The sequence below is a fragment of the Paenibacillus chartarius genome (assembly GCF_042432825.1).
GTDB classification, from domain to species: Bacteria; Bacillota; Bacilli; order Paenibacillales; family NBRC-103111; genus Gordoniibacillus; species Gordoniibacillus chartarius.
Genome location: NZ_JBHLWN010000109.1, coordinates 19100 through 41564 on the forward strand (window position 1 = coordinate 19100; position 22465 = coordinate 41564).

24 protein-coding genes are annotated in these 22465 nt (G+C 56.6%); 18 read left to right on the forward strand and 6 right to left on the reverse strand.

The window, feature by feature from the left end; all coding sequences use genetic code 11:
- Positions 1-13 precede the first annotated feature (13 nt).
- From fmt to rpe, 7 genes are all read left to right on the forward strand, one after another.
- Positions 14-946 carry a methionyl-tRNA formyltransferase gene (fmt, locus tag ACFFK0_RS27105; RefSeq protein WP_377473915.1) on the forward strand — a complete coding sequence of 311 codons (933 nt, stop codon included), beginning with the start codon at positions 14-16 and terminating at the stop codon, positions 944-946.
- A 95-nt stretch (positions 947-1041) separates the two neighbouring features.
- Positions 1042-2841, forward strand: coding sequence for a 16S rRNA (cytosine(967)-C(5))-methyltransferase RsmB (gene rsmB, locus ACFFK0_RS27110; protein WP_377473872.1), 1800 nt, complete (start codon positions 1042-1044; stop codon positions 2839-2841).
- Between the two features lie 66 nt (positions 2842-2907).
- Entirely contained in the window at positions 2908-4014 is a 1107-nt protein-coding gene (gene rlmN, locus ACFFK0_RS27115; protein ID WP_377473874.1) for a dual-specificity RNA methyltransferase RlmN, read from the forward strand.
- 17 nt (positions 4015-4031) lie between these two features.
- A complete protein-coding gene (locus ACFFK0_RS27120; protein ID WP_377473876.1) occupies positions 4032-4784 on the forward strand; it encodes a Stp1/IreP family PP2C-type Ser/Thr phosphatase in 753 nt (250 codons plus the stop codon).
- Complete coding sequence (gene pknB / locus ACFFK0_RS27125; protein WP_377473878.1) at positions 4781-6946, forward strand: Stk1 family PASTA domain-containing Ser/Thr kinase; 2166 nt, start codon at positions 4781-4783, stop codon at positions 6944-6946. Before ACFFK0_RS27120 ends, pknB begins: the two co-directional genes overlap by 4 nt.
- Positions 6946-7860, forward strand: a complete 915-nt coding sequence (gene rsgA / locus ACFFK0_RS27130; RefSeq protein ID WP_377473880.1) for a ribosome small subunit-dependent GTPase A — start codon at positions 6946-6948, stop codon at positions 7858-7860. The genes pknB and rsgA overlap by 1 nt, the downstream gene beginning before the upstream one ends.
- Positions 7861-7863: 3 nt before the next feature.
- Entirely contained in the window at positions 7864-8517 is a 654-nt protein-coding gene (rpe, locus tag ACFFK0_RS27135) for a ribulose-phosphate 3-epimerase (RefSeq protein ID WP_377473882.1), read from the forward strand.
- 66 nt (positions 8518-8583) lie between these two features.
- Here rpe and ACFFK0_RS27140 read toward each other — a convergent pair whose 3' ends face one another.
- On the reverse strand, positions 8584-9087 hold the full coding sequence (locus ACFFK0_RS27140; protein ID WP_377473884.1) for a C40 family peptidase: 504 nt from the start codon (positions 9085-9087) through the stop codon (positions 8584-8586).
- Positions 9088-9512: 425 nt separating this feature from the next.
- On the opposite strand from ACFFK0_RS27140, the gene spoVM reads away from it, so the two are divergent.
- Complete coding sequence (gene spoVM / locus ACFFK0_RS27145) at positions 9513-9593, forward strand: stage V sporulation protein SpoVM (protein ID WP_014652194.1); 81 nt, start codon at positions 9513-9515, stop codon at positions 9591-9593.
- 148 nt (positions 9594-9741) lie between these two features.
- Here the strand turns inward: spoVM and rpmB are convergent, their stop codons facing one another.
- Positions 9742-9930, reverse strand: a complete 189-nt coding sequence (gene rpmB, locus ACFFK0_RS27150; protein WP_041047225.1) for a 50S ribosomal protein L28 — start codon at positions 9928-9930, stop codon at positions 9742-9744.
- A 213-nt stretch (positions 9931-10143) separates the two neighbouring features.
- On the opposite strand from rpmB, the gene ACFFK0_RS27155 reads away from it, so the two are divergent.
- From ACFFK0_RS27155 to ACFFK0_RS27175, 5 genes are all read left to right on the forward strand, one after another.
- Positions 10144-10503: an Asp23/Gls24 family envelope stress response protein gene (locus tag ACFFK0_RS27155; protein ID WP_377473886.1), complete on the forward strand. Its 360-nt coding sequence runs from the start codon at positions 10144-10146 to the stop codon at positions 10501-10503.
- Positions 10504-10538: 35 nt separating this feature from the next.
- The gene (locus ACFFK0_RS27160) at positions 10539-12317 is read left to right on the forward strand and encodes a fatty acid kinase ATP-binding subunit FakA (protein ID WP_377473888.1); all 1779 of its coding nucleotides are present in this window, start codon (positions 10539-10541) and stop codon (positions 12315-12317) included.
- 21 nt (positions 12318-12338) lie between these two features.
- The gene (locus ACFFK0_RS27165; protein WP_377473889.1) at positions 12339-13202 is read left to right on the forward strand and encodes a fatty acid kinase binding subunit FakB; all 864 of its coding nucleotides are present in this window, start codon (positions 12339-12341) and stop codon (positions 13200-13202) included.
- A 41-nt stretch (positions 13203-13243) separates the two neighbouring features.
- Complete coding sequence (recG, locus tag ACFFK0_RS27170; RefSeq protein ID WP_377473892.1) at positions 13244-15295, forward strand: ATP-dependent DNA helicase RecG; 2052 nt, start codon at positions 13244-13246, stop codon at positions 15293-15295.
- A gap of 79 nt (positions 15296-15374) precedes the next feature.
- The gene (locus ACFFK0_RS27175) at positions 15375-15671 is read left to right on the forward strand and encodes a stage VI sporulation protein F (protein WP_377473894.1); all 297 of its coding nucleotides are present in this window, start codon (positions 15375-15377) and stop codon (positions 15669-15671) included.
- Between the two features lie 131 nt (positions 15672-15802).
- On the opposite strand, the gene ACFFK0_RS27180 is transcribed toward ACFFK0_RS27175, so the two are convergent.
- Entirely contained in the window at positions 15803-15952 is a 150-nt protein-coding gene (locus ACFFK0_RS27180; protein ID WP_377473896.1) for a hypothetical protein, read from the reverse strand.
- A 296-nt stretch (positions 15953-16248) separates the two neighbouring features.
- Between ACFFK0_RS27180 and ACFFK0_RS27185 the strand changes: the two genes are divergently transcribed.
- Positions 16249-16530, forward strand: a complete 282-nt coding sequence (locus ACFFK0_RS27185; protein WP_377473898.1) for a hypothetical protein — start codon at positions 16249-16251, stop codon at positions 16528-16530.
- 91 nt (positions 16531-16621) lie between these two features.
- On the opposite strand, the gene ACFFK0_RS27190 is transcribed toward ACFFK0_RS27185, so the two are convergent.
- The gene (locus ACFFK0_RS27190) at positions 16622-16873 is read right to left on the reverse strand and encodes a hypothetical protein (protein WP_377473900.1); all 252 of its coding nucleotides are present in this window, start codon (positions 16871-16873) and stop codon (positions 16622-16624) included.
- A 31-nt stretch (positions 16874-16904) separates the two neighbouring features.
- A complete protein-coding gene (locus ACFFK0_RS27195; protein ID WP_377473918.1) occupies positions 16905-17777 on the reverse strand; it encodes a DUF1385 domain-containing protein in 873 nt (290 codons plus the stop codon).
- 219 nt (positions 17778-17996) lie between these two features.
- Here ACFFK0_RS27195 and ACFFK0_RS27200 point away from each other — a divergent pair, with 219 nt between their 5' ends.
- The 4 genes from ACFFK0_RS27200 to efp all read left to right on the forward strand — a co-directional run bounded on the left by ACFFK0_RS27200 (position 17997) and on the right by efp (position 20709).
- Positions 17997-18524, forward strand: coding sequence for a YqhR family membrane protein (locus ACFFK0_RS27200; protein WP_377473903.1), 528 nt, complete (start codon positions 17997-17999; stop codon positions 18522-18524).
- Between the two features lie 77 nt (positions 18525-18601).
- Positions 18602-19051, forward strand: a complete 450-nt coding sequence (aroQ, locus tag ACFFK0_RS27205; protein WP_377473905.1) for a type II 3-dehydroquinate dehydratase — start codon at positions 18602-18604, stop codon at positions 19049-19051.
- A 5-nt stretch (positions 19052-19056) separates the two neighbouring features.
- Entirely contained in the window at positions 19057-20133 is a 1077-nt protein-coding gene (locus tag ACFFK0_RS27210; RefSeq protein ID WP_377473906.1) for a M24 family metallopeptidase, read from the forward strand.
- An 18-nt stretch (positions 20134-20151) separates the two neighbouring features.
- A complete protein-coding gene (gene efp, locus ACFFK0_RS27215; protein WP_377473909.1) occupies positions 20152-20709 on the forward strand; it encodes an elongation factor P in 558 nt (185 codons plus the stop codon).
- A gap of 919 nt (positions 20710-21628) precedes the next feature.
- Here efp and ACFFK0_RS27220 read toward each other — a convergent pair.
- A complete protein-coding gene (locus tag ACFFK0_RS27220; RefSeq protein ID WP_377473911.1) occupies positions 21629-22303 on the reverse strand; it encodes a putative endonuclease domain-containing protein in 675 nt (224 codons plus the stop codon).
- Positions 22304-22465 lie beyond the last annotated feature (162 nt).

A 22465-nucleotide genomic window follows, 5' to 3' on the forward strand; every position in this document is an offset into this window, starting at 1 on the left:
CAGAATCGTATTCATGGGTACGCCGGAGTTTGCGGTCGCTCCGCTGCGCGTCCTGCTTGAAGAGGGCCACGAGATTGCCGCTGTCGTGACGCAGCCGGACCGGCCGAAGGGCCGCAAGCGGGTGCTGACGCCGCCACCGGTCAAGGTGGAGGCGCTGGCGCACGGACTGGAGGTGCTGCAGCCGGAGAAGCTGCGCGGCTCCGACGCGGTGGAGCGCATTCGCGCGCTGCAGCCGGATTTGATCGTGACGGCTGCATACGGACAAATCCTGCCGAAGGCAGTGCTGGAGGCGCCTCGTCTCGGCTGCATCAACGTGCACGCTTCGCTGCTGCCGAAATACCGGGGCGGCGCTCCGATTCATTATGCCGTCATGAACGGCGATCCGGTGACGGGCGTAACGATCATGTACATGGAGGAAGGCCTCGATACCGGCGATATGATTTCCAAGGTCGAGCTGCCGATCGGGGACGACGATACGACCGGCACGATGTTCGGAAAGCTCAGCGCCGCCGGGGCTGAGCTGCTGAGGCGGACGCTGCCAGGCTTACTGGCGGGGACGATAGCGGCGGAGCCGCAGAACGATGCGGAAGCGATCTATTCGCCGAACATTAAGCGCGAGCAGGAGCTCGTCGACTGGAGCCGCAGCGCGGTGGCGATCTGGAACCATATTCGCGGCCTCAATCCGTTCCCGGGCGCATATACGCTTTGGAACGGCGAAGTGCTGAAGCTGTGGGGAAGCGAGAAGCCTTCCGCCGGTACTGGCGCCCATGCGGCCGCGGCTGCGGCGCCGGGTACGGTGCTGCAGGTGACGGAGCGCGGCGTTGAGGTGCAGACGGGCGCCGGGACGCTGTGGCTGAAGGAGCTGCAGCCGGCCGGGAAGAAAGCGATGCCGGCGGCCGAATTGCGGAACGGCGGGGCGATGAAGCCCGGCACGGTGCTGGGCTGATCGCGGCGATAAGCTTTTGGCAGGGAAGCCCCTTTGCGGGTGCTTCCCTGCCCCTGTATTCGCCGAAGAAACATTCAGGGAAACCGAGGGATGGCATGACGGACAACAAGGCAACGCCCGCGAACCGGATTGGTGCGGGAGCAAGACGCGCCGAATCCGGTGCGGGAGCAGGAAACGATGCAGGCAACAGTATGGAAAAAGTGCGTGGTTCCGGAAGCGGCGGCGGAAAAGGCAGAGGTGCCGGCAGCCGTGCGGTTGCAGGACGCGGCTCTGACAAAGCTGCGGGAGCAAGTCGCGGTGACGGCGTTGGAGCTGGGAGCATTGGCTTTAGCGGCGACGGCACGGGATCAAAACGTGGTGACGGCATCGGCGCGGCGAACCGGACCGAGCGGATGTCCGGGCTAGGGGCAGCCGGGCAGCGGGTTTCGGCGAACAAGGACGGAGGTCCGGCCGTGAGGATCGGGGGACCTGCCTCCGCAGGCGGGCCCGCTGCGGCGGGGAAGGCCGTGGGCGGCAGGCGGCCGAAGCGAGGCGGAGGGCCCGCTTCGGCGAGATCGGTTGCGCTCGACGTCTTGACCGGCGTTGACGAGCAGGGAGCCTACAGCAACCTGCTGCTGAACCAGACGCTGCAGCGCAGCGGCTTGTCCCGCCCCGATGCGGCGCTGGCGACGGAGCTCGTCTACGGGACGATCCAACGTCTGAACACGATCGATCATTTTCTCGGGCGGTTCGTCCGCGGCGGTCTTGCCAAGCTGGAGCCGTGGGTGCGCAGCCTGCTGCGGCTCAGCTACTATCAGCTCGCGTATTTGGAGCGCGTGCCGGATCACGCCGCGGTCAGCGAGGCGGTGAACCTCGCGAAGCGGCGCGGCCATGCCGGCATCGCCGGCATGGTGAACGGCACGCTGCGAACGGTCATTCGCGAGCGCGACGGCGGCGGCCTGACCGTGGACGGCCGCGGCCTGACTCCGGCGGAGGCGCTGGCGCTCCGCCATTCGTACCCAGCGTGGCTGTGCCAGCGCTGGATCGACCGGTTCGGCCTTGAGACGGCCGAACGGATCTGCGCGGCGGGCAACACCCCGCCGCACACCAGCGTGCGCGCGAACGCGCTGCGCGGTTCGCGCGAGGAGCTGCTGCACGAGCTGCAGCAGCAGGGCGTCGACGCCGCGCCAAGCGAGCTCGCCCCGCAGGGGCTCGTGCTGCGCGGCGGCGGCTCGGCGGCGATGCTGCCGCAGTTCGCCGCGGGGGAGCTCTCGATCCAGGACGAGAGCTCGATGCTCGTGGCCGAGCTGCTGGCGCCAGAGCCCGGCATGGCCGTGCTCGACTGCTGCGCGGCGCCCGGCGGCAAGACGACGCATATCGCCGAGAAGCTGCGCGGCGAAGGCGCCGTCTGGGCGAGCGATGTGCACGAGCACAAAATCAAGCTGATCGACGAGCAGGCGCAGCGTCTTGGTCTGACCAACATTCGTACGATATGTGCCGACGCCCGAGAGCTCGCGCACCGGTTCCCGCCCGAATCGTTCGACTGCATTCTGCTCGACGCGCCGTGCAGCGGCTTCGGTGTCATCCGGCGCAAGCCTGATTTGAAGTGGGCGAAGATGCCGGACGATATTCCGGCGATCAATGCGATTCAGCGCGAGATTTTGGAGAGCATTCATCCGCTCTTGAAGCCAGGCGGCGTGCTGGTTTACAGCACATGTACGATCGAGCGCGAGGAGAACGAGGATACGGTCCAAGCCTTTCTGGCGAATCACACCGAGTTTGCGCTCGACAAGGCCAGTCCCGTCCGGCTGCCAGAGCCGCTCTTGCCGTTCACCGGCATGGTCACCATTTTGCCGCATCAGTTCGGAAGCGACGGATTCTTTATTGCACGCATGCGCAAAGCTAACCGCTCATAAGAACGCATCGTGCGCCATAATGTGGTACAATAGATTGAATGCCTAACAGTTAGGTTGTGATTAACGATGGAAGAGCAAAATCAAGCAACGAACACACCCCCGAAGTCGAAGCAGCTGCCGCCCGACCTGAAGCCGTTCGTTTACGACTATACACTGGAGGACTGGCAGGATTGGATCGCAGCGGCGGGAGAAGCCAAGTTTCGCGCCGGCCAAATTTTCGAATGGCTGCACGTCAAACGGGTGTCCTCCTTCGAGGAAATGACCAATTTGCCGAAATCGCTCCGCGACAAGCTGGAAGCGGGCTTCCAGTTTGTCACGCTGACGGAGATCGCCAAATATCAGTCGACGGACGGAACGGTGAAGTTTCTGTTCGAGCTGGCCGACAAGAACGCGATCGAAACGGTGATCATGAAGCACAGCTACGGCAATTCGGTATGCGTCACGACCCAGGTCGGCTGCCGGATCGGCTGCACGTTCTGCGCGTCGACGCTTGGCGGCTTGAAGCGCGATCTGCGCCCCGGCGAAATTATCGCGCAGGTGATCAAGGCGCAGAAGATGCTGGACGATTCCGGTGAACGCGTATCGAGCATCGTCATTATGGGGATCGGCGAACCGTTTGAAAATTACGACGCCACGATGAAGTTTTTGCGGGTAATGACCCATCCGAAGGGCCTGAATATTGGCCAGCGCCATATTACCGTGTCGACGAGCGGCATCGTGCCGAATATCTATAAGTTCGCCGACGAGAATATGCAGGTGAACCTGGCGATTTCGATTCACGCGCCGAACGACGCGCTGCGCTCGAAGCTCATGCCGGTGAACCGGAGGTTTCCGTTCGCCGATCTGATCGCCGCCTGCAAGTATTACATTGAAAAGACCGGCCGTCGCATCACATTCGAGTATGCGCTGATGGGCGGGGTGAACGACCAGGCGGAGCACGCCGAAGAGCTTGCGCAAGTATTGTCCGGCATGCCGCTGTCCCATGTGAATCTGATTCCCGTCAACTTTGTGGCGGAACGCAACTTCGTTCGTTCGACGAAGAACGATATTTTCAACTTCCAGCGCATTCTCCAGAATCATAAAGTGAACGCCACGATCCGCCGCGAGCAGGGCAGCGATATCGCCGCAGCGTGCGGACAATTAAGGGCCAAGCATCTGGAACTGAAGAAGTAGCGGAGGTGAGCTGTCGAATGCATTTGGTTAGTCGTACCGATATCGGCAACATTCGTCTTGTAAACGAAGACCGCGCGGTCGTCCGGCATGTGCCGGGCGGCTGGTCTGTCGCGGTCGTGGCTGACGGCATGGGCGGTCAGCAGGCCGGCGACGTTGCCAGTCAAATGGCTGTCGACATCATTCAGCGCGAGCTGCAGCGGCTGTCCCCCGAGCTTGCGGCGGACGACTGCGCCGAAGAACTGCGCCGCGCCATTGAAGTCGCCAACGAAAACATATATGAGTTTGCGCTGGGCAGGGAAAATTACCACGGCATGGGCACAACCGTCGTCAGCGCCGTAGCGAACGGACAGACCGCTATAATCGGACATATCGGCGACAGTCGCGCTTACCTGATCAGCGACGCCGGGATGGAACAGCTGACGGAAGACCACTCTCTCGTGAACGAGCTCGTGAAGAACGGTCACATTACGCCTGAGGAGGCTGCTCATCATCCGAGGCGCAATGTGATTATCCGGGCCCTCGGGACGGACCCGACCGTTGAAGTCGATCTGCGCCTGGTGCCGTGGAAGGCCGGTAATTTGCTGCTGTTGTGCAGCGACGGCTTGCATGGGCTTGTCGACGACGATTCGATTCTGGAAGTGGTTCGCGGCGAGCCGGATCTCGACCGGATGGCGCTGCGATTGATTCATAGTGCTCTTGATGCGGGCGGAGACGATAATGTGACGGTTGTCCTAATCAAGAACGGTGCGGAAGGAGGGGATCGGGGTTGATCGGCAAGAAGCTCGGAGGACGCTACGAGATATTGGAGCGCATCGGTGGCGGCGGCATGGCATTGGTTTATTTGGGACTAGATCATTTATTGCATCGCAAAGTGGCCGTTAAGGTGCTGCGCCAGCAATACGTTCACGACGAGGAGTTCATCCGCCGCTTCCGCCGCGAGGCGCAAGCCGCAGCTTCGTTATCCCACCCGAACGTCGTCAGTATTTATGATGTTGGACAAGAAGGCGATATCCATTATATCGTCATGGAGTACATAGAAGGCGTTACGTTAAACGATCTCATTAAAGAGCGTGCGCCGCTGCAGGTCGAGGAAGCGGTCCGGTACGCATCGCAAATTTGCGACGCTCTGGAGCACGCGCATCATAACGAGATTATTCACCGGGACATTAAGCCGCACAACATCCTTATCGGGAAAAACGGGCGCATCAAAGTGACCGATTTCGGCATTGCCCGCGCGGCTACGTCCTCGACCATAACACAGACGGGTTCCGTAGTCGGTTCGGTCCATTACTTCTCGCCGGAGCATGCCAAAGGGACGTCCACCGGGGAAAAATCGGATCTGTATTCGCTAGGCATCGTCCTGTATCAAATGCTGACCGGTCGGCTGCCGTTCCTTGGCGAAAGCCCGATCTCGGTAGCGCTGAAGCATCTGCAGGAGGACGTGGAGGAGCCGCGTTCGGTGAATCCTCTCATTCCGCAGAGCGTCGAAAACATTATTTTGAAGGCCATGCGCAAGAAGCCGGAGGAACGTTATCAGTCGGCAACCGAAATGCTGGCCGACCTGGAGACGTGCCTGCAGCCGGATCGTCGAAATGAGCCGAAAATTATGTTTTGGCACGATGAAGACGGTATCGATGAGGAGAGCACGCGCGTCATTCCGGCCATTCGCCCGAATCAATATACCCTTCCGCCGGAACGGTCGGAGCGAAATGATCGAGCCGAACGCAGCGAGCGTTCCGAGCCTCTCCAGGAGCAGCGGGCCGAGTGGCGCGACGAGCCTGTTCGAAGGCGCGGCTGGATTAAGCCGACGGTGTGGATCGTCATTTTGCTGCTCATATTGGGCGGGATGTGGTACGCGGTCGGCTGGGTGAAATCAATCTTTACGGTGCCGGATATTACGGTCCCTAGCGTTGTCGGTATGAATTCGGCTCAGGCGCAGCTGAAGCTCAAGGAATCGAATCTCGATCCATCGGTGAAGGAGGAGTCGGATGAGAAGGTGCCGAAGGACACCGTCATCCGTCAAGATCCGGAACCGAACATGAAGACGAAGTCGCGCACGGTTACGATTTACGTGAGTACCGGTGCGGCGAAGCAAAAGATGCCAAGCTTGATCGGCTCGAATTTAAAGGATGCGCGCGACAGGCTGCAAGGTCTGGGATTGGATCCCAACACGCAAATTCAGGTGGATTCGGAGTTCTCCGATACGGCGGCGGTTGACACTGTCATGCAGCAGTTTCCGGGCGTCGATGAATCCGTAGATCCGAAGACGGTATCGGTGCGGTTAAAAGTCAGCAAGGGGAAGGAAACGTTCAAGATGCCGGACCTGGTCGGCAAGACGTTGACGGAGGCGCGTAAAATTCTTACCGATAACAAGCTGAAGCTTGACGAAGCCGCGATCAAGTATGAAACAAACTTTACGATGGCCAAGGATAAAGTCGTAAGTCAATTTCCGTATAAAGCTGGCGAGGACGTTTCACCGAACGAAACGATCAAACTGACCGTCTCCAGCGGGCCTCCCGCAGATTCGGGCCAGCTGACCGTACCGGTTACGCTCGAACCGAAGGAAGAAGGCAAAGAATCGACCTTTAAAATTACGGTGAGCGACGCAACCGGCGATAATCTCGATTACAGAACGCTGAAAGCGTCAAAGCCGACATCGGTTGACGTGAAAGTTACGGTAGCGCCGGATAAACGCGCTTCGATTCAAGTGAAGAGAGACAACGAGCTGGTGAATATCGTAACGAAGACGTATCAGGATTACTTAAATCAGCAGTCCAAGCCGGAAACCGGTACCGGAACGCAGCCATCGACGAACGGAACGAAGCCGGGAACCGGCGGAACGACGACACCGGGCGGATCGACGCCGAACGGGCCGGCCACTCCGGCTACGGGCACAGGCGGTACCGCCGCGACATCAGGAGGCCGGAACTGATGGCCAAGGGTATAATCGTGAAAGCTTTAAGCGGCTTTTACTATGTATTGGAAGACGGAAATGAGCTGGCAAACGGAGAGCTAGTGCAGTGCCGCGCGAGAGGCATTTTCAAGAAAAAGGGCTTGAGTCCGCTCGTCGGCGACCGGGTCGAGTTCGAACGTACGGAGAACGGCGAGGGCACGGTAACCGAGGTGAGCCCCAGATCGTCAGAGCTCATCCGCCCTCCGATAGCTAATATGAGAATCGCTTTGCTGGCGTTCTCCGTTGTTGAGCCGGATCTGAATCAACAGCTGCTGGACAAGTTTCTGGTTCATATTGAACATGCGGGACTTACGCCGGTCATCTGCTTTACGAAGCTTGATCTGCTCGAGTCAGCAGCGGACGCACAGCTGTCCGAGGCGGTGAGCAGCGCCGCGTCGCTGTATCGCAGTATCGGCTATGAGATGTTCGAGACGAGCTCCAAGTTCAAGCAAGGCCTGGAGCCGATTGCGGCGCGGCTGGCCGGGGAATTGACCGTCATAGCCGGCCAGTCCGGTGTTGGCAAGTCCTCGCTGCTTAACGCGCTGATCCCGGGTATTGACCTGGAGACGAACGCGATCTCGATGAAGCTCGGCCGAGGCAAGCATACGACCCGACATGTGGAGCTGCTGCCGTTGGGCGGCGGAGGCTGGGTGGCGGATACGCCGGGCTTCAGTCAGCTTGATTTTGCCGAAATCGAGGCGGAGCAGCTCGGCGGCTGCTTTCCGGAATTCGTACCGCTTTCCGAGCAGTGTAAATTCCGCGGATGCCTGCATCTGCACGAACCGAGCTGCGAAGTACGCGCCGCCGCAGAGCGGGGAGGCGTCGCGGCTTCCCGTTACGAGCATTATTTGCAATTCCTGCAAATCATTCGAGACAGGCCAAGGAGGTACTGAACGATGCTGCGTATAGCACCGTCGATATTGTCGGCGGACTTCGCCAAGCTTGGCGAGGAGATCGCTGATGTGGAGCGGGGCGGAGCCGACTGGATTCATGTCGACGTGATGGACGGCCGCTTCGTGCCGAACATTACGCTCGGACCGCTGGTTGTAGAAGCGATTCGGCCGCATACCAAGCTGCCGCTGGACGTGCACTTGATGATCGAGGAGCCGGAGCGTTACATCCCGGCGTTCGCCAAAGCGGGCGCCGATCTGATATCGGTGCATGTAGAGGCGTGCCGTCATCTGCACCGCACGCTGGACCTGATCCGGGAGCAGGGCGTCCGTACGGGCGTCGTGCTGAACCCGGCAACGCCGCTGACGACGATCGAGCATGTGCTCGACGAATCGCTTGATCTTGTTCTGCTGATGACGGTAAATCCCGGCTTCGGCGGCCAGAAATTCATACATAACGTACTCCCGAAAATCCGTAATCTGCGCGCCGCGGCCGACGAGCGCGGTTTACGCGGCCTGCACATCGAGGTTGACGGCGGCGTGAACGAATCGACGGCGCCTCTCGTCGTCGAAGCGGGGGCCGATGTACTTGTCGCCGGCAACGCCGTCTTCGCCGAGCCTGACCGGGCCGATGCGATCCAAAGGCTTCGAGTCCGTTAACCAGACGCCAAAGCGGCTGCCTTCATCAACACGAATGATGAAGGCAGCCGCTTTCTTTTTTGCAGCTTAACGTACCCGGCGAGCCGTGATATAGCGGGTTTTCCAGTACGAATCGGTAAACTTCGAGATGCTTACTCCTTTGCTGGGCGAATTGGAAATGAATTGCCCGCCGCCGACATAGATGCCGACGTGATCGATTCTTCCCGGCGTACCGACGCTGAAGAAAACGAGATCGCCCGGCTGCAGCCGCGATTTCGGCACAAATACGCCGGCTTTGGCTTGCGCTCGGCTTCCCCAAGGAATTGTGATGCCGACGCGTTTGAACACGTATTGCGTGTATGCGGAGCAGTCGAATTGAAGTCTGCCCGGATTGCGAACTCCATAGCGATAGGTGACTTTGCCAAGGTACGATTTTGCCGTTGAAACGATTTGAGCTCCTGTTCTTGCGCTCTGCGTATAGGTTGATGCAGCGGCTGCGGAATCAGCACCGGCCGACATGCCGGTCAAGAGGGCGACAGCCACGGATAACGCGACCGACCATTTGTACAAAGGGGTCTTTCTGATCATCATGTTCCGTGTCCTCCTTCAACGATGTCTTGAACTTGGCGTTTCGTTGCCTGAGAACAGGTTAACACAAACATCCGGTGCTATATTTTGTCAGAATGCGTCCCGGAGCAGACCCCGTATGCGTTGAACCGCTCTTGATGAGAATTCGATTAGAACGAAATGAGAAAAATCCCTTGACAAGCCCCGGAGGGCTGCACAAGCTGCCAAGGAATAAGCTCATCCCTGACGGCATATAGATGTACACGAGAGCCGGACCTCTTGCATGCATCAATCTCTGGAGTCGTTACGGGGCAGCGGCTGCGCAGCGGTGTTAGGACCGCCTGTATGTTTTGCCGGGATGATCCAAGCACGTTTTCGCTGGGTGGGCATATATTGTCAGTAACGAATTAAGAGTTTGCTACAGGCGAACTTTGGAGGAGGGGTAGAGGATGAAATTTTACACGATCAAACTCCCGAAGTTTTTGGGAGGTTTCGTCAAAGCCGTACTTAACACGTTCAGCAAAAACTAGCCGCTGTCTGTGCCGTTTCGCGTACTTACGCACCATAGCGCCCATGCGTACTTCATGAAGCGAGGCTTGCAGCGGCTGAATGGCTGCAACGCAAAAAAAAGCACCGGCATCCGGTGCTTTTTGCTGCTTCTGTTGGGAAGAATAACGATTAAACGCGGGCGATCTTGCCGGACTTCAGCGCACGAGCGCTGACGTATACGCGCTTAGGCTTACCATCAACCATGATGCGCACCTTTTGCACGTTAACGCCCCAAGTACGACGGTTTTTGTTGTTCGCGTGGGAAACGTGGTTTCCCGTTCCACGGGATTTGCCGGTAATGAAACATTTGCGGGACATGACTCCACCTCCTCCAAGTATCGCTGCAAACCTGTCACTGGTAGGACGGTTTCTTGCTTCAGCTAAGACACACTTAACCATAATAGCATAATAAAATTAGCAGAGTCAACGCAATTCGTCGGGATTTGACGTTTATTTCTTTTGTCGATTAGTGTACAATGACATTAGTCCGTCTACCCAAAGGAAAGCTCCCCAAGAAGGAGAGGAACGCAGATGACGATCGAACTCACGCAAGAACTTGGCAAAGTACTGATCACGAACGATGTGGTGGCGAATTTGGCGGGTTCCGCAGCGCTCGAATGCTACGGACTTGTCGGCATGGCCTCCCGCAAGCAGTTGAAGGACGGCATTGCCGAGCTGCTTGGACGAGATAACCTAAGCCGCGGTGTGGAAGTGCGCCGCGAACAAGATAAGGTTGAAATCGATTTATATATTATTGTCAGTTACGGCACGAAAATCTCCGAAGTCGCTCATCAGGTGCAGAACCGCGTGAAGTATGTGCTTAACGACGTCATTGGGCTGCAGGTCGATGGAGTTAATATTTTCGTGCAAGGGGTCCGCGTTGCCCGTTAGCCCCTAGCGCTCACCTATGGAAGGAGACTACTAGATTGAGTAAGCGCTTTAGTTCTTTGAACGGCCACGATTTCATGGAGCTCGTGTTCGCAGGCGCGGATGCGCTGCGCACCCACGCCGAGAACGTGAATGCCTTGAACGTGTTCCCGGTCCCGGACGGAGATACCGGAACAAATATGAATTTGACCGTGACCTCCGGTGTGGAGGAGCTTCGCAAACGTCCTTCGTCACACCTGGGGAAAGCGGCCGAAGCCTTGTCCAAGGGGCTGCTCATGGGTGCGCGCGGCAATTCCGGCGTAATCTTGTCCCAGCTGTTTCGCGGCTTCGCCAAAGGTGTTCAAGAACTGGAGTCGGCGAATGTACAGCAGTTTGCGGCAGCGCTGCAGAATGGCGTCGACACGGCTTACAAGGCGGTCGTCAGGCCTGTGGAAGGCACGATTCTGACCGTTTCCCGCGAAGCGGCCAAACACGGCCTGCAAGTAGCCAAGCGCGCTTCCGACATACTCGAACTGATGGAGGAAGTGCTGGATAAGGGCAAGGAGACGCTCGCGAGAACGCCGGATATGCTGCCGGTGCTGAAGCAGGTCGGTGTCGTCGATGCGGGAGGACAAGGCCTTATTTATATTTATGAGGGTTTTCTGGCCGTACTCCGCGGAGATAAAGCGCCGACAGGCATTGCGCCCGTTGCCGCTTTCGCTTCATTCGCCGAGCCCGGGGCCGTTGCAGGCCGTAATTTGGCGGCCGAGCTTCATGGGCAAGGCGGGCACGAGCCAAAGCGAGCACAAGCGAAGATGAGTGCCGAAGATATCGAGCATGGCTATTGCACGGAGTTTATGCTTCACGTGACGCCGGGCAAAACAAAGGGCTTTACATTTGAAGAAGGCAAATTCCGCCAGCAGCTTAGCGAATTCGGGGACTCGCTTCTGGTCGTATCCGACGATGAGCTTGTCAAAGTGCATATTCACGCGGAGCTTCCGGGCGACGTGATGAATCTGGCGATGAAATACGGCGATTTGAGCCGGATCAAGATTGAAAATATGCGCGATCAGCACGCTCATATCATTATGGAGGAAGCTGCGGACAATGCGGAAGAGGCGGCATACGGGCTGCCGATTACGCCGGTAAACGCCTATGCCAAAGCTTCTGCGGCACGCAAGCCATTCGGCTTTGTTGCCGTTGCCATGGGTGACGGCATTTCGGAAATATTGACGAGCGTCGGTGTTGACGTCGTCCTGTCCGGAGGGCAAACGATGAATCCGAGTACGGAGGATATCGTGAATGCAGCCCGCAGCATTGAGGCGGATACGGTGTTTGTATTGCCTAACAACTCCAATATTATTTTAGCAGCCCAGCAAGCTGTGGAACTGATAGAAGACAAACAGATCGTCGTCATTCCGACCAAGACGATTCCGCAGGGCCTTGCAGCGGTGCTGGCATTCCAGGAAAATGCCGATGCCAAGCGCAACGAAGCTGCGATGAAGGATGCGCTGACCCGTATCGTCTCCGGGCAAGTGACATTTGCCGTGCGCGATACGACGATCGACGGGATGGAGATCAAGGAAGGCGAATTTATCGGGATCCGCGAAGGACAGATCGTTGCCTCCGAACCGGTGCTGCTGGACGCTTGCAAGAAGCTGCTCGGCGCGATGATAACGGAGGACAGCGAAATTGTCACGATTCTGACGGGGGCCGACGCAAAGGAAGAAGATACGGAGGCACTCGCCGCTTATATTGCGGAAGCGGCGCCGTCGGTCGAAGTGGAGACGCATCCGGGCGGACAGCCGCTCTATGCTTATATTTTCTCGGTGGAGTAGCTAGCTTAAGGAGGCGTTCGCATGAGCCGGATTCGTTTAGTGACCGATAGTACGGCGGATATTCCGCAGCCGCTGCTGGAACGGCTTAATATCACCATGGTGCCGCTCAAAATTCATTTTGGTGACGAAGCCTATCTTGACGGCGTTACCCTGAGATCGGACCAATTCTACGAGAAGCTGACCGCGTCCGCGACGCTGCCGACGACGTCGCAGCCGTCGCCGCTGGAGTTTCTCGATACGTATAAGAAAATTATTGAAGAGGAAGGGCCGGACGTACAGATCGTTTCGGTTCATCTCTCTTCCGCTTTGAGCGGCACGTACCAGTCGGCCGTATTGGCAAAATCGATGCTGGAAGGCGAAGAACAGGTGACGGTTGTCGACTCCAAGTCGGCATCCTACGGGATTGGCGCTCTAGTCGTTGCTGCGGCTGAAGCCGCTAAGGACGGCGCCGGACTGGATACTTGCCTGGAGCTGATTCGTCGGATGCGCGAGCAGTTTCATATTTATTTTCTGGTGGATACGCTGGAATTTCTCAAGAAGGGCGGCCGCATCGGCAAAGCTTCCGCCATTCTCGGCGCACTGCTGAACATCAAGCCGATCTTGTCCATCGACAAAGACGGAGAGGTAGCTGCAGTCGATCGGATACGCGGACACAAGAAGGCGATGTCGCGCATGGTGGAGATGCTCGAAGCCGACTTGAGCGGAGTTCCGATTCAGCTTCATATCGCGCATGCGAACCATCCCGAGGCGGCAGCGGAGCTTGAAGCGTTGATCCGGGAGCGGATTCCTGTCGATAAGGTCAGTTACGTTACGCTGGGCCCTGTTATCGGCGCTCATACCGGTCCTGGAGTCGTTGCGGCGTTTGTGTGCCCTGTTGAAGTATAACGAGGGGGAGGCTGCCTGGCGGCCTGCCCTCTGGAGGTCTTATGAGAGATTTATACCAAATTCCGGTCAGTGAAGTCCGCGGCGTGGGGAAGGAAAAGGCGGCGGAGCTTGCCGAATTCGGAATCCGCTCCGTGGGTGACCTGATTGAATATTATCCGTTCCGGTACGAGGATTACTCCATTCGCGATTTGTCCCAAGTGAAGGATGGAGAGAAAATTACGATTCAAGGTACGCTTGCCAGCGATCCCGTCCTCCAGATGTACGGCCGTTCGAAATCTCGAATGCTGTGCAAAGTGGTCGTGGATCGTTTTTTTATAAGCGCGGTTTGGTTTAATCAGAAGTTTCTGAAAGACAAGCTGTCGTCCGGTCTGGAGCTCGTCTTGACGGGCAAATGGGACCAGAAGCGGCTTCAAATTACCGTGTCCGAGACGGAATTTCCCGGCAAACGGAACGCAAATGCGGGAACGCTGCAGCCGGTATACTCCGTCGGCGGAGCCATCACCCAGAAGTGGATCCGTAAAGCGATCTCCCAGGCGCTGCAGCAGTTCGGGGCGCTCGTACGCGAGGTGCTGCCCGAGTTTCTCCTGCGCAAATACGATCTAATGCCGCGTAGTGAAGCGATTTCCGCCCTGCATCATCCGGACGGGACGGAGCACGGCCAGCGTGCGCGCCGGCGCATTGTCTATGAGGAGCTGTTCTTGTTTCAGCTGAAGCTGCATGCGTTCCGGGCGGTGAACCGGTCGCGGACGGACGGCTTGGCGCAGCAGGTCGATCTGCCGAAGGTGCGGGCTTTCGTGCGGGCGCTTCCGTTCACGCTTACGGAATCGCAGAAGAACGTACTCGCCGATATATTGCGTGACTTGCAAGAGCCTTACGCGATGAACCGGCTTCTGCAAGGAGATGTCGGAGCGGGGAAGACGGTTGTGGCCGCGGCAGCGTTATATGCTGCCTATACCGCAGGCAATCAAGGCTCGCTCATGGTGCCTACCGAAATTCTTGCCGAGCAGCACAAGCGGTCGCTCGACAAGCTGTTTGAACCTTACGGCATTCAAACCGCTTTGCTGACCGGATCGCTCACGGACAAGCAGCGCCGTGAAGTTCTCGCGTCTTTGCAGATGGGGCTTATCGATGTTGTAGTCGGCACGCATGCGCTCATTCAGGAGGATGTGTTTTTTCGGCGACTCGGTCTTGTCGTCACCGACGAACAGCATCGCTTCGGCGTCCAGCAGCGAAGCATTTTGCGCCGCAAGGGGATGAACCCGGATGTCCTTACGATGACGGCGACACCGATTCCGCGGACGCTGGCGATCACCGCGTTCGGCGATATGGATGTTTCGACGCTTCGTGAGCTGCCGAAGGGCCGCAAGCCGATCGAGACTTACTGGGTCAAGCATTCAATGCTGGAACGGGTACTCGGCTTCATCGCAAGGGAAGCGGAGGCCGGACGGCAATCCTATGTGATCTGTCCGCTCATCGAAGAATCCGAGAAGCTGGATGTGCAAAATGCGATCGACGTCCATGTTCAGCTTCAGCAGCATTTTCCGAGCTTGCGGGTCGGGCTGCTCCACGGACGGATGAGCGCAGCCGAGAAGGATGAAGTCATGCGGGCGTTCAAAGATAACGGGCTGCATGTGCTTGTGTCGACAACGGTAATCGAGGTCGGTGTTGATGTACCGAACGCCACGCTGATGGTCATCTATGATGCGGACCGGTTCGGGTTGTCGCAGCTGCACCAGCTGCGCGGACGGGTTGGACGCGGCGAGCATCAATCGTACTGCGTGCTGATTTCTGATCCAAAGACGGACGTCGGCAAGGAGCGGATGAAAGCGATGACGGAGACGAACGACGGCTTCGAGATTGCACGCCGCGATCTCGAGCTGCGCGGACCGGGCGATTTCTTCGGAACGAAGCAGAGCGGCATGCCGGATTTTCGCGTGGCGGACTTGTCGCTCGACTTTGAGACGATGGAGCGGGCCCGCGACGATGCCGCCGCGCTTGTGGCCGATTCGGAGTTTTGGACTGCGGCCGTGTACATACCGCTTCGCGATTATTTGCAGCGGCAGCAGCTGTTTGAAGGGGACCCGCTCGATTGAATGTGTATGTAAGAAGAAGCGCCGCGCGATTCTAAGCAGCGGCGCTTTATTCATACGATAAACCACGGAGGTGGTTATCGTGCAAAATTTTCGCGATTACGGCATTGACCCTGCTCTTGTGGAGCGGCTTAAGAAGAAGGCGAAGAAGCAGCCGGGGCGCGAACGCGTGAAGCGGATTGCCGAAGGCGTGACGAAGATGGATTTGCAAAACGCGGTTACCGTTCGCAAGCTGATCGGCCGCGTATCAAGTACGCTCGGCGAGCCGATCTCTCCTGAGCAGCAGGACCGGATGACCCGCTTCATTGTCGATCAAGAAATCGATCCGAATAATGCGCTGCATATGATCAAGCTATATGCCATGTTTCGCAAGCTTTAGGTGTGTGATATACTGCACCACATCCAAAAATATACCAATCGGCTCCGCTCCAAGCGGTATCGCATCATTCGCGTATTAAAATTGGGATCGGTCGTCCCGTTTGCGCCGATGAGAGGTTCCGGCGTTCTGTATCAACGGCCGGCAGCAGGCAAGATCGTCAAGGTGACCGGCCTCCCGGTAAGTTCGATACCGTCAATGGCTTCCGCAAGCGTCTGTATACCCAAGGCACGGGTGTCAAGACCGTCGTCCTTGTTGCCGGCTGGGGAACGGCCGGTCCGCACGTCGACTTCTCCCCGCTGTATGGCGGCTATTCGCCGTATGTCCAAATCGTTGTCTACGACCGGTCCGGTTACGGTAACGGCGGCGCAACCGGGGCAGGAAGCCTCCTTATGTATTGGCCGGACATTCGCTTGACGCCCAGGAAGCCATATGATATGCGCAGAGGTACCGAAGGATGTGGTAGGGCTGATTCTGAGCTGCCGGGATCATTCGGTAGCTGAAAAGATTTTGGAAGAAAGTTGTACAAGCGCCTGCTCATATACTGGTAACGATCTACCAAATGAGAGGGCGGATAACGATGGCAGCATGCAATGCGTGGACGTATCGCAATGTGACGCCGGGCGTATTTCAATCGCTGCAGGCGCTAGGACGGCGGCAGGGCTTTTCCATTCCGGGGACGCCTTCGGGAAGCTTCAACATTAAGGTGGCAGGCATGCAGGTCGGCTTTCAATACGGCTGGGACAGCCGCAGCGGAACGCTGCTGCTGACTTGCGTTTCCAAGCCGATGCTGGTCGGCTGTGGAACGATCAAAGGATTCGCGGACAAAATTTTTACGGAAGCCGGCGCCGCGGTTGGCTGACCATCATCTTGACGGACCGATTCACACAAAAAAAGATCGCTCGTCTCGCAGGTAGCGGGTCGGCGATCTTTTTTTGTTTTACAGCAGCGAATTAGTGATAGCGAGGCGGATCATCGTCGCGTTTGGTGCCGTGGATAACCCGGTAGCGCGCCTTGCGGTGCCGTTTGCCGTCGTCTTTACGGTACATGGTTACTTTTCTCCATGTGGAAGGCGGAAATTTATACAGTAGGAATATCGCGCCGAGCACGAGGATCGGAATAAAGATGGTGGTCAGGCTGAAGAGCAAACCGATCGCAAGCAGTCCGAAAATGATATACGTTCCGATAGAGTAGCGGCCTCTCATGAGAAAACCTCCTTCATCATGCAGTCATACGTTATTGTGCGGAGAGGCGGTCGACTTCCCGCATCCGGTTGAACGATGCAATGGACACCTCAACCTGTGAATTGTCGGGCTCCTTCGTCGTCAGCTTCTGGAGCCATAGTCCGGGATATCCTAAATACCGCAGCACCGGAACGTCCCGCAAGGAGTTCGTGAAGCGCAGCACTTCATAGGAAACGCCAATGACGACCGGGAGCAGGATGAGCCGCTGGACGACGCGTTCCCACAGCGTTTCGTAAGGGACCAGCGAATAAATGAGCACGCCGACGATGACCGTGAAGACGATAAAGCTGGAGCCGCACCGGTAATGCAGAGTGCTGAATTTTTGTACGTTCTCGACCGTTAGCTCGACACCGGCTTCGTAAGCGGAGATGACTTTATGCTCGGCGCCATGGTATTGAAACAGACGTTTGATCATCGGCGTCAAGGAAATCGCGTAAATGTAGCCGACCAACAGCACTATCTTGATGACGCCTTCAATTAGCGTATGGCCGACGCGGCTCTCGAACATGTGACCGAACAGCGCCTGCTCGATAAAGACCGGCACGAGCGTGAATACGAATTTGCCGAACAGGAATGACAGAACGCCGACAAAGGCGACGCCAAGCAGCATGGACAGACTGAAGCCGGCTTTGGCTTCGACTTCCTCCGGAATCTCATTCTCGCCTTCGGCGAATTTCTCCGCGGAGAAGTTGAGATGGGCCGCGCCCTTCGCACTGGCTTCGATAATACCGACAATGCCGCGGATGAGCGGAATTTTTTTAAGCGAGTTCACCCAGGCTTTATCTTGCTTCGGCACTTCCAGGAAGTCGATCGTCTGATCCTTCCTGCGCACCGCGGTCACGTGTACGGTTTGGCCTGCGAACATAACGCCTTCAATCACGGCCTGACCGCCGTAAATCGCTGTAGGTTGCGACAATGAGGACACCTTCTTTTTTATGAATTACGGTATGGCTCTATTGTAGCGAATTCGGACGCCATTTGCCACCGCGGCGGTTACGGGAAACGTCTCCTGCGCATACTAAAGGCTGCCATCCTTGGCTTCGGGCAGTTGATTCAGGATTAAAAAGGGGAGTGACTTGCGGATATGTCGGAAACGTATACGAGGCACATTCGGAATTGGAGTGAAAACAAGAAACCGACAAACCGGTGGCTGTTTGGGGCTTACATCGGCTTTTTTGCCGGGCTCATTTGGGGGGGCTTGCGGATTGTTGAATATTATTTTCGCTTTACCGATGTCGTACCCGGGTTTCTGGTCGAGTTTTTTTTCCGGCACGACTTTTTGACCACGCCGTGGGGAGGCGTAGTCGGATGGGGGGCTTTCATCATATTTTCCATCGTTGCGGCGGAGCTGTATGCGGCGTTTCTATTTAAAGTGAAAGGCCCCTGGATCGGACTGATGTACGGCTTGTTATGGTGGGGACTTCTGTATTTATTGGTTGGCCCGATGACCGGCATGCTGCCGTGGCTTTACGAGATCGGCTGGAATTCGATCATTACCGACGTATGCTTGTATGCCCTGTGGGGTTTGTTTATCGGGTACTCCATTTCCGTTGAATTTACCGACGAGCGGAACCGCGAATCGGATAACGTGCTGGGCAGCTTGCTGAAGTGACTATACACGATGAAGCAACTTATGGTAAAATGGGCATCGGTTATTTATGAGCTTTCATGCGATCGGGAGGCCTGCCGGTGAATAAGGTGCTCGTGTTAAACGGACCCAATCTGAATATGCTCGGCATTCGCGAGCCCGGAGTGTACGGGAGCGTGACGCTGAAGACGATTGAGGAGCAGGTTGCTCGGCTGGCCGCAGAATTGGGTCTTGAAGTCGAGTTCTTTCAGTCGAATCACGAAGGTGCCCTGATCGACCGTATTCATGCCGCATACGGAACGGTGCAAGGAATCATAATCAATCCGGGGGCTTTCACCCACTATTCGTATGCGATCCGGGATGCGCTATCGGCGGTTCAGCTGCCGGCTGTAGAGGTGCATATTTCCAACATCCATAAGCGCGAAGAGTTTCGGCACCATTCGGTTACCGCTCCGGTCGTTGTCGGACAAATCGCCGGCTTCGGCGCTTTCGGTTACGAGCTAGGCTTACGGGCGCTGCATCACTATTTCTCACAAGAAAAGAACGGGTGATTGATATGTACGTACAGCGTTTGGAACGGCTTCGCGCCTTGATGTCCGAGCTCTCCGTCGATGCGATGCTCATCGCAAGCGATGTGAACCGGACCTATATGACTGGCTTTGTCGGCACGGCCGGTTTCGTTGTGGTCACGGACCGGAGAGCGGTGCTGTTGACCGATTTCCGCTACGTGACACAAGCCGGTCAGCAAGCGCCGGATTATGAGATCGTCGAGCACGCAGCCGGCAAGCACATGGACAAAATTCACGAGCTTCTCCGGGAAGAAGGCGTCAAGCGGCTCGGCTTCGAGCAGCAGCATGTGTCTTACGGCGCTTATGTCGCTTATTCGGCAGCGCTGCAGGGTGTAGAGCTCGTGCCGACGGACCGCGTCGTCGAGAAGCTGCGGATGATCAAAGACGCCAACGAGCTGCAAATTATGCAGGAAGCGGCGGAGCTTGCGGACCGGACGTTCAGCCACATTTTGACCAAGCTGAAGCCGGGCGTGAAGGAGCTCGACATCGCACTGGAAATCGAAATGTTCATCCGGTCTAACGGCGGAACCTCCACATCGTTCGATACGATCGTCGCCTCCGGCGAACGGTCGGCGCTGCCGCACGGCAGAGCCAGCGAGAGGGTGCTTCAGAAGGACGAGTTTGTCAAATTGGACTTCGGCGCGTATTATAAAGGATATTGCTCGGATATTACGCGTACGGTCGTTCTTGGCAAGCCTACCGACAAACACAGAGAAATTTACGACCGGGTGCTGGAAGCTCAGCTCTCCTGCCTGAACGGGCTGAAGCCGGGCATGACAGGCCGCGAGGGCGACGCACTGGCCAGGGACATCATTGTGAAATACGGCTTCGGCGACAATTTCGGGCACGGCACCGGCCACAGTCTCGGCATGGAAATCCATGAATCGCCGCGGCTGTCGACAGGTGACGAAACCGTGCTTGAGCCCGGTATGACGATGACGGTCGAGCCCGGCATTTACTTGCCCGGCTTCGGCGGCGTGCGCATCGAAGACGATGTAGTCTTTACGGAGACCGGCATCCGCATTCTTACCCAATCGACGAAGCAATTCATTATACTCGACTAACCGTCAGGAGGAACTCCAGTGATTTCAGTCAACGATTTTAAGACAGGCTTGACCATTGAAGTAGAGGGCGATTTGTTTACCGTTATCGATTTCCAGCACGTGAAGCCAGGCAAGGGTGCCGCATTCGTGCGCTCCAAGCTGAAAAACCTGCGCAACGGCAATACCGTTGAGCGTACGTTCCGCGCCGGCGAGAACGTAAATCGTGCGCAGATCGAGCACCGTGAGATGCAGTTCCTGTACAATACAGGCAATGAGTATACGTTCATGGATACCTCTACATACGATCAAATTACGCTGGACAAGAAACAGCTGGAGTGGGAAGTTAATTTCCTGCTGGAGAATATGAACATTAAGATCGCTGAGTATCAGGGCGAAATTCTCGGTATTCAGCTGCCGAACTCCGTTGAGCTGAAGGTTGTTGAAACCGAGCCGGGCATCAAGGGCAACACGGCAACGGGCGCAACGAAGAACGCGAAGCTCGAAACCGGTCTGAACGTTCAGGTGCCGCTGTTCATTAACGAAGGCGACGTTCTGCTGATCGGCACGAACGAAGGCAACTATATCTCCCGCGCATAATTTGCGTAGTGTCGGAGAACCCCTTGCATGGATCGGATGATCTGTGCGAGGGGTTCTTTTGCTATTTGGTGTCTGAAAGTATTTGTTTTTTCAATGAAGTCCGAACGACGGGAGGGTGCAAGGCTTTCTTGAGGCTTATTTTACCAGTCATGGCCCAAACGGGCGTTGTAGGTAGTGTGGAGGAATGAGGCGGAGCGGGGTGTGGCGCAACAAGGACCAAAAGGGCGTAGTTGGCAGTGTGGAGGAGCGAGGTGCATAGCAACAAGGCCCAAGAGGGCGTTGTTGGCGGTGTGGAGGAGCGAGGTGCGGTGTAACAAGGCCCAAACGGGCGTTATTGGTAGTCTGGAGGAGTGAGAGGCGGCGCAACAAAGCCCAAACGGGCGTTATTGGTAGTCTGGAGGAGTGAGAGGCGGCGCAACAGAGCCCAAACGGGCGTTATTGGTAGTCTGGAGGAGTGAGAGGCGGCGCAACAGAGCCCAAACGGGCGTTATTGGTAGTCTGGAGGAGCGAGTTGCGGCACAACAAGGCCCAAACGGGCGTTGTTGGTAGTGTGGGGGAGTGAGAGGAAGCACAACAAGGCCCAAACGGGCGTTATTGGTAGTCTGGAGGAGTGAGAGGCGGCGCAACAAAGCCCAAACGGGCGTTATTGGTAGTCTGGGAGTGAGAGGCGGCGCAACAAAGCCCAAACGGGCGTTATTGGTAGTCTGGAGGAGCGAGTTGCGGCACAACAAGGCCCAAACGGGCGTTATTGGTAGTCTGGAGGAGCGAGTTGCGGCGCAACAAGGCCCAAAAGGGCTTTGTTGGTAGTCTGGAGGAGTGAGAGGCGGCGCAACAAAGCCCAAAAGGGCGTTGTTGGCGGTGGGGGCAAGTGAGATGGCACGCAACAGGTATCCGAAGGACGTCCGTGCGGGCGAGCTAATTATCTTAAGTCTTCCAACTTGATATTAGGACTGAGAGTATAGCTGTATATTCTCTTGGTTCCTTTGCCAGCCGTAATAAGTGCCCCTTTGGCAACCAAGGTCTGCATAATTTTGCGGGACCGTTTGTCTGGAATACAGAGAGCTTCGGCTGCTTCCTTGGGCGTTACATGCGATCCTTTACGAACCGTCAGCCGTAACACCTCACGTTCTTCAATTGTCCACGAGCGTTTTGCTTCCGCCGTCGTTCCGAGCCATTTCCCCAAAAATTGCTGAATCATTTGCTGGCACATACGTGGACGTTCATTCACCATATCGTAGGAAAAGCGCAAAATCAGCCAATCATCTAAAATCAGATGATTTTGCCGTATACATTGGTCGGCAAACTGATCTCTAGTAATGTTCTGCAGATGAGGACCGTAACCGTCAATTTCAATTGCCAGCTTGAGCGGACCGCATATGTACACAAAGTCGATGAATCGCTTCCCGTCACGAAAATCATTCACCTCATATTCCGGGATCAGACCGTGAAAATGACCGTACGCCGGCCACCACACTTTCTCAAGAAACAACTTCTCGGCATGGCCTAGTCCTTTCGCCAATCTTCGTTTCGCCTCGCTTTGGCGTGACGAAACGTGATGATCTAGCCATTGCTGGAATGCTTCGGAAAAAAACATACAACAACCTCCGCTAGAAAATAAAAAAGCCGCCTACGAATCAGGTATACCCTGACCTCGCAGACGGCGTGTGCTTCACGACCGTTAATAACGTTGTGCTTATCACTGGCATTGCATAAAAGTTATCACGAAAAACCCACATTAAATATTTACTAATAATGT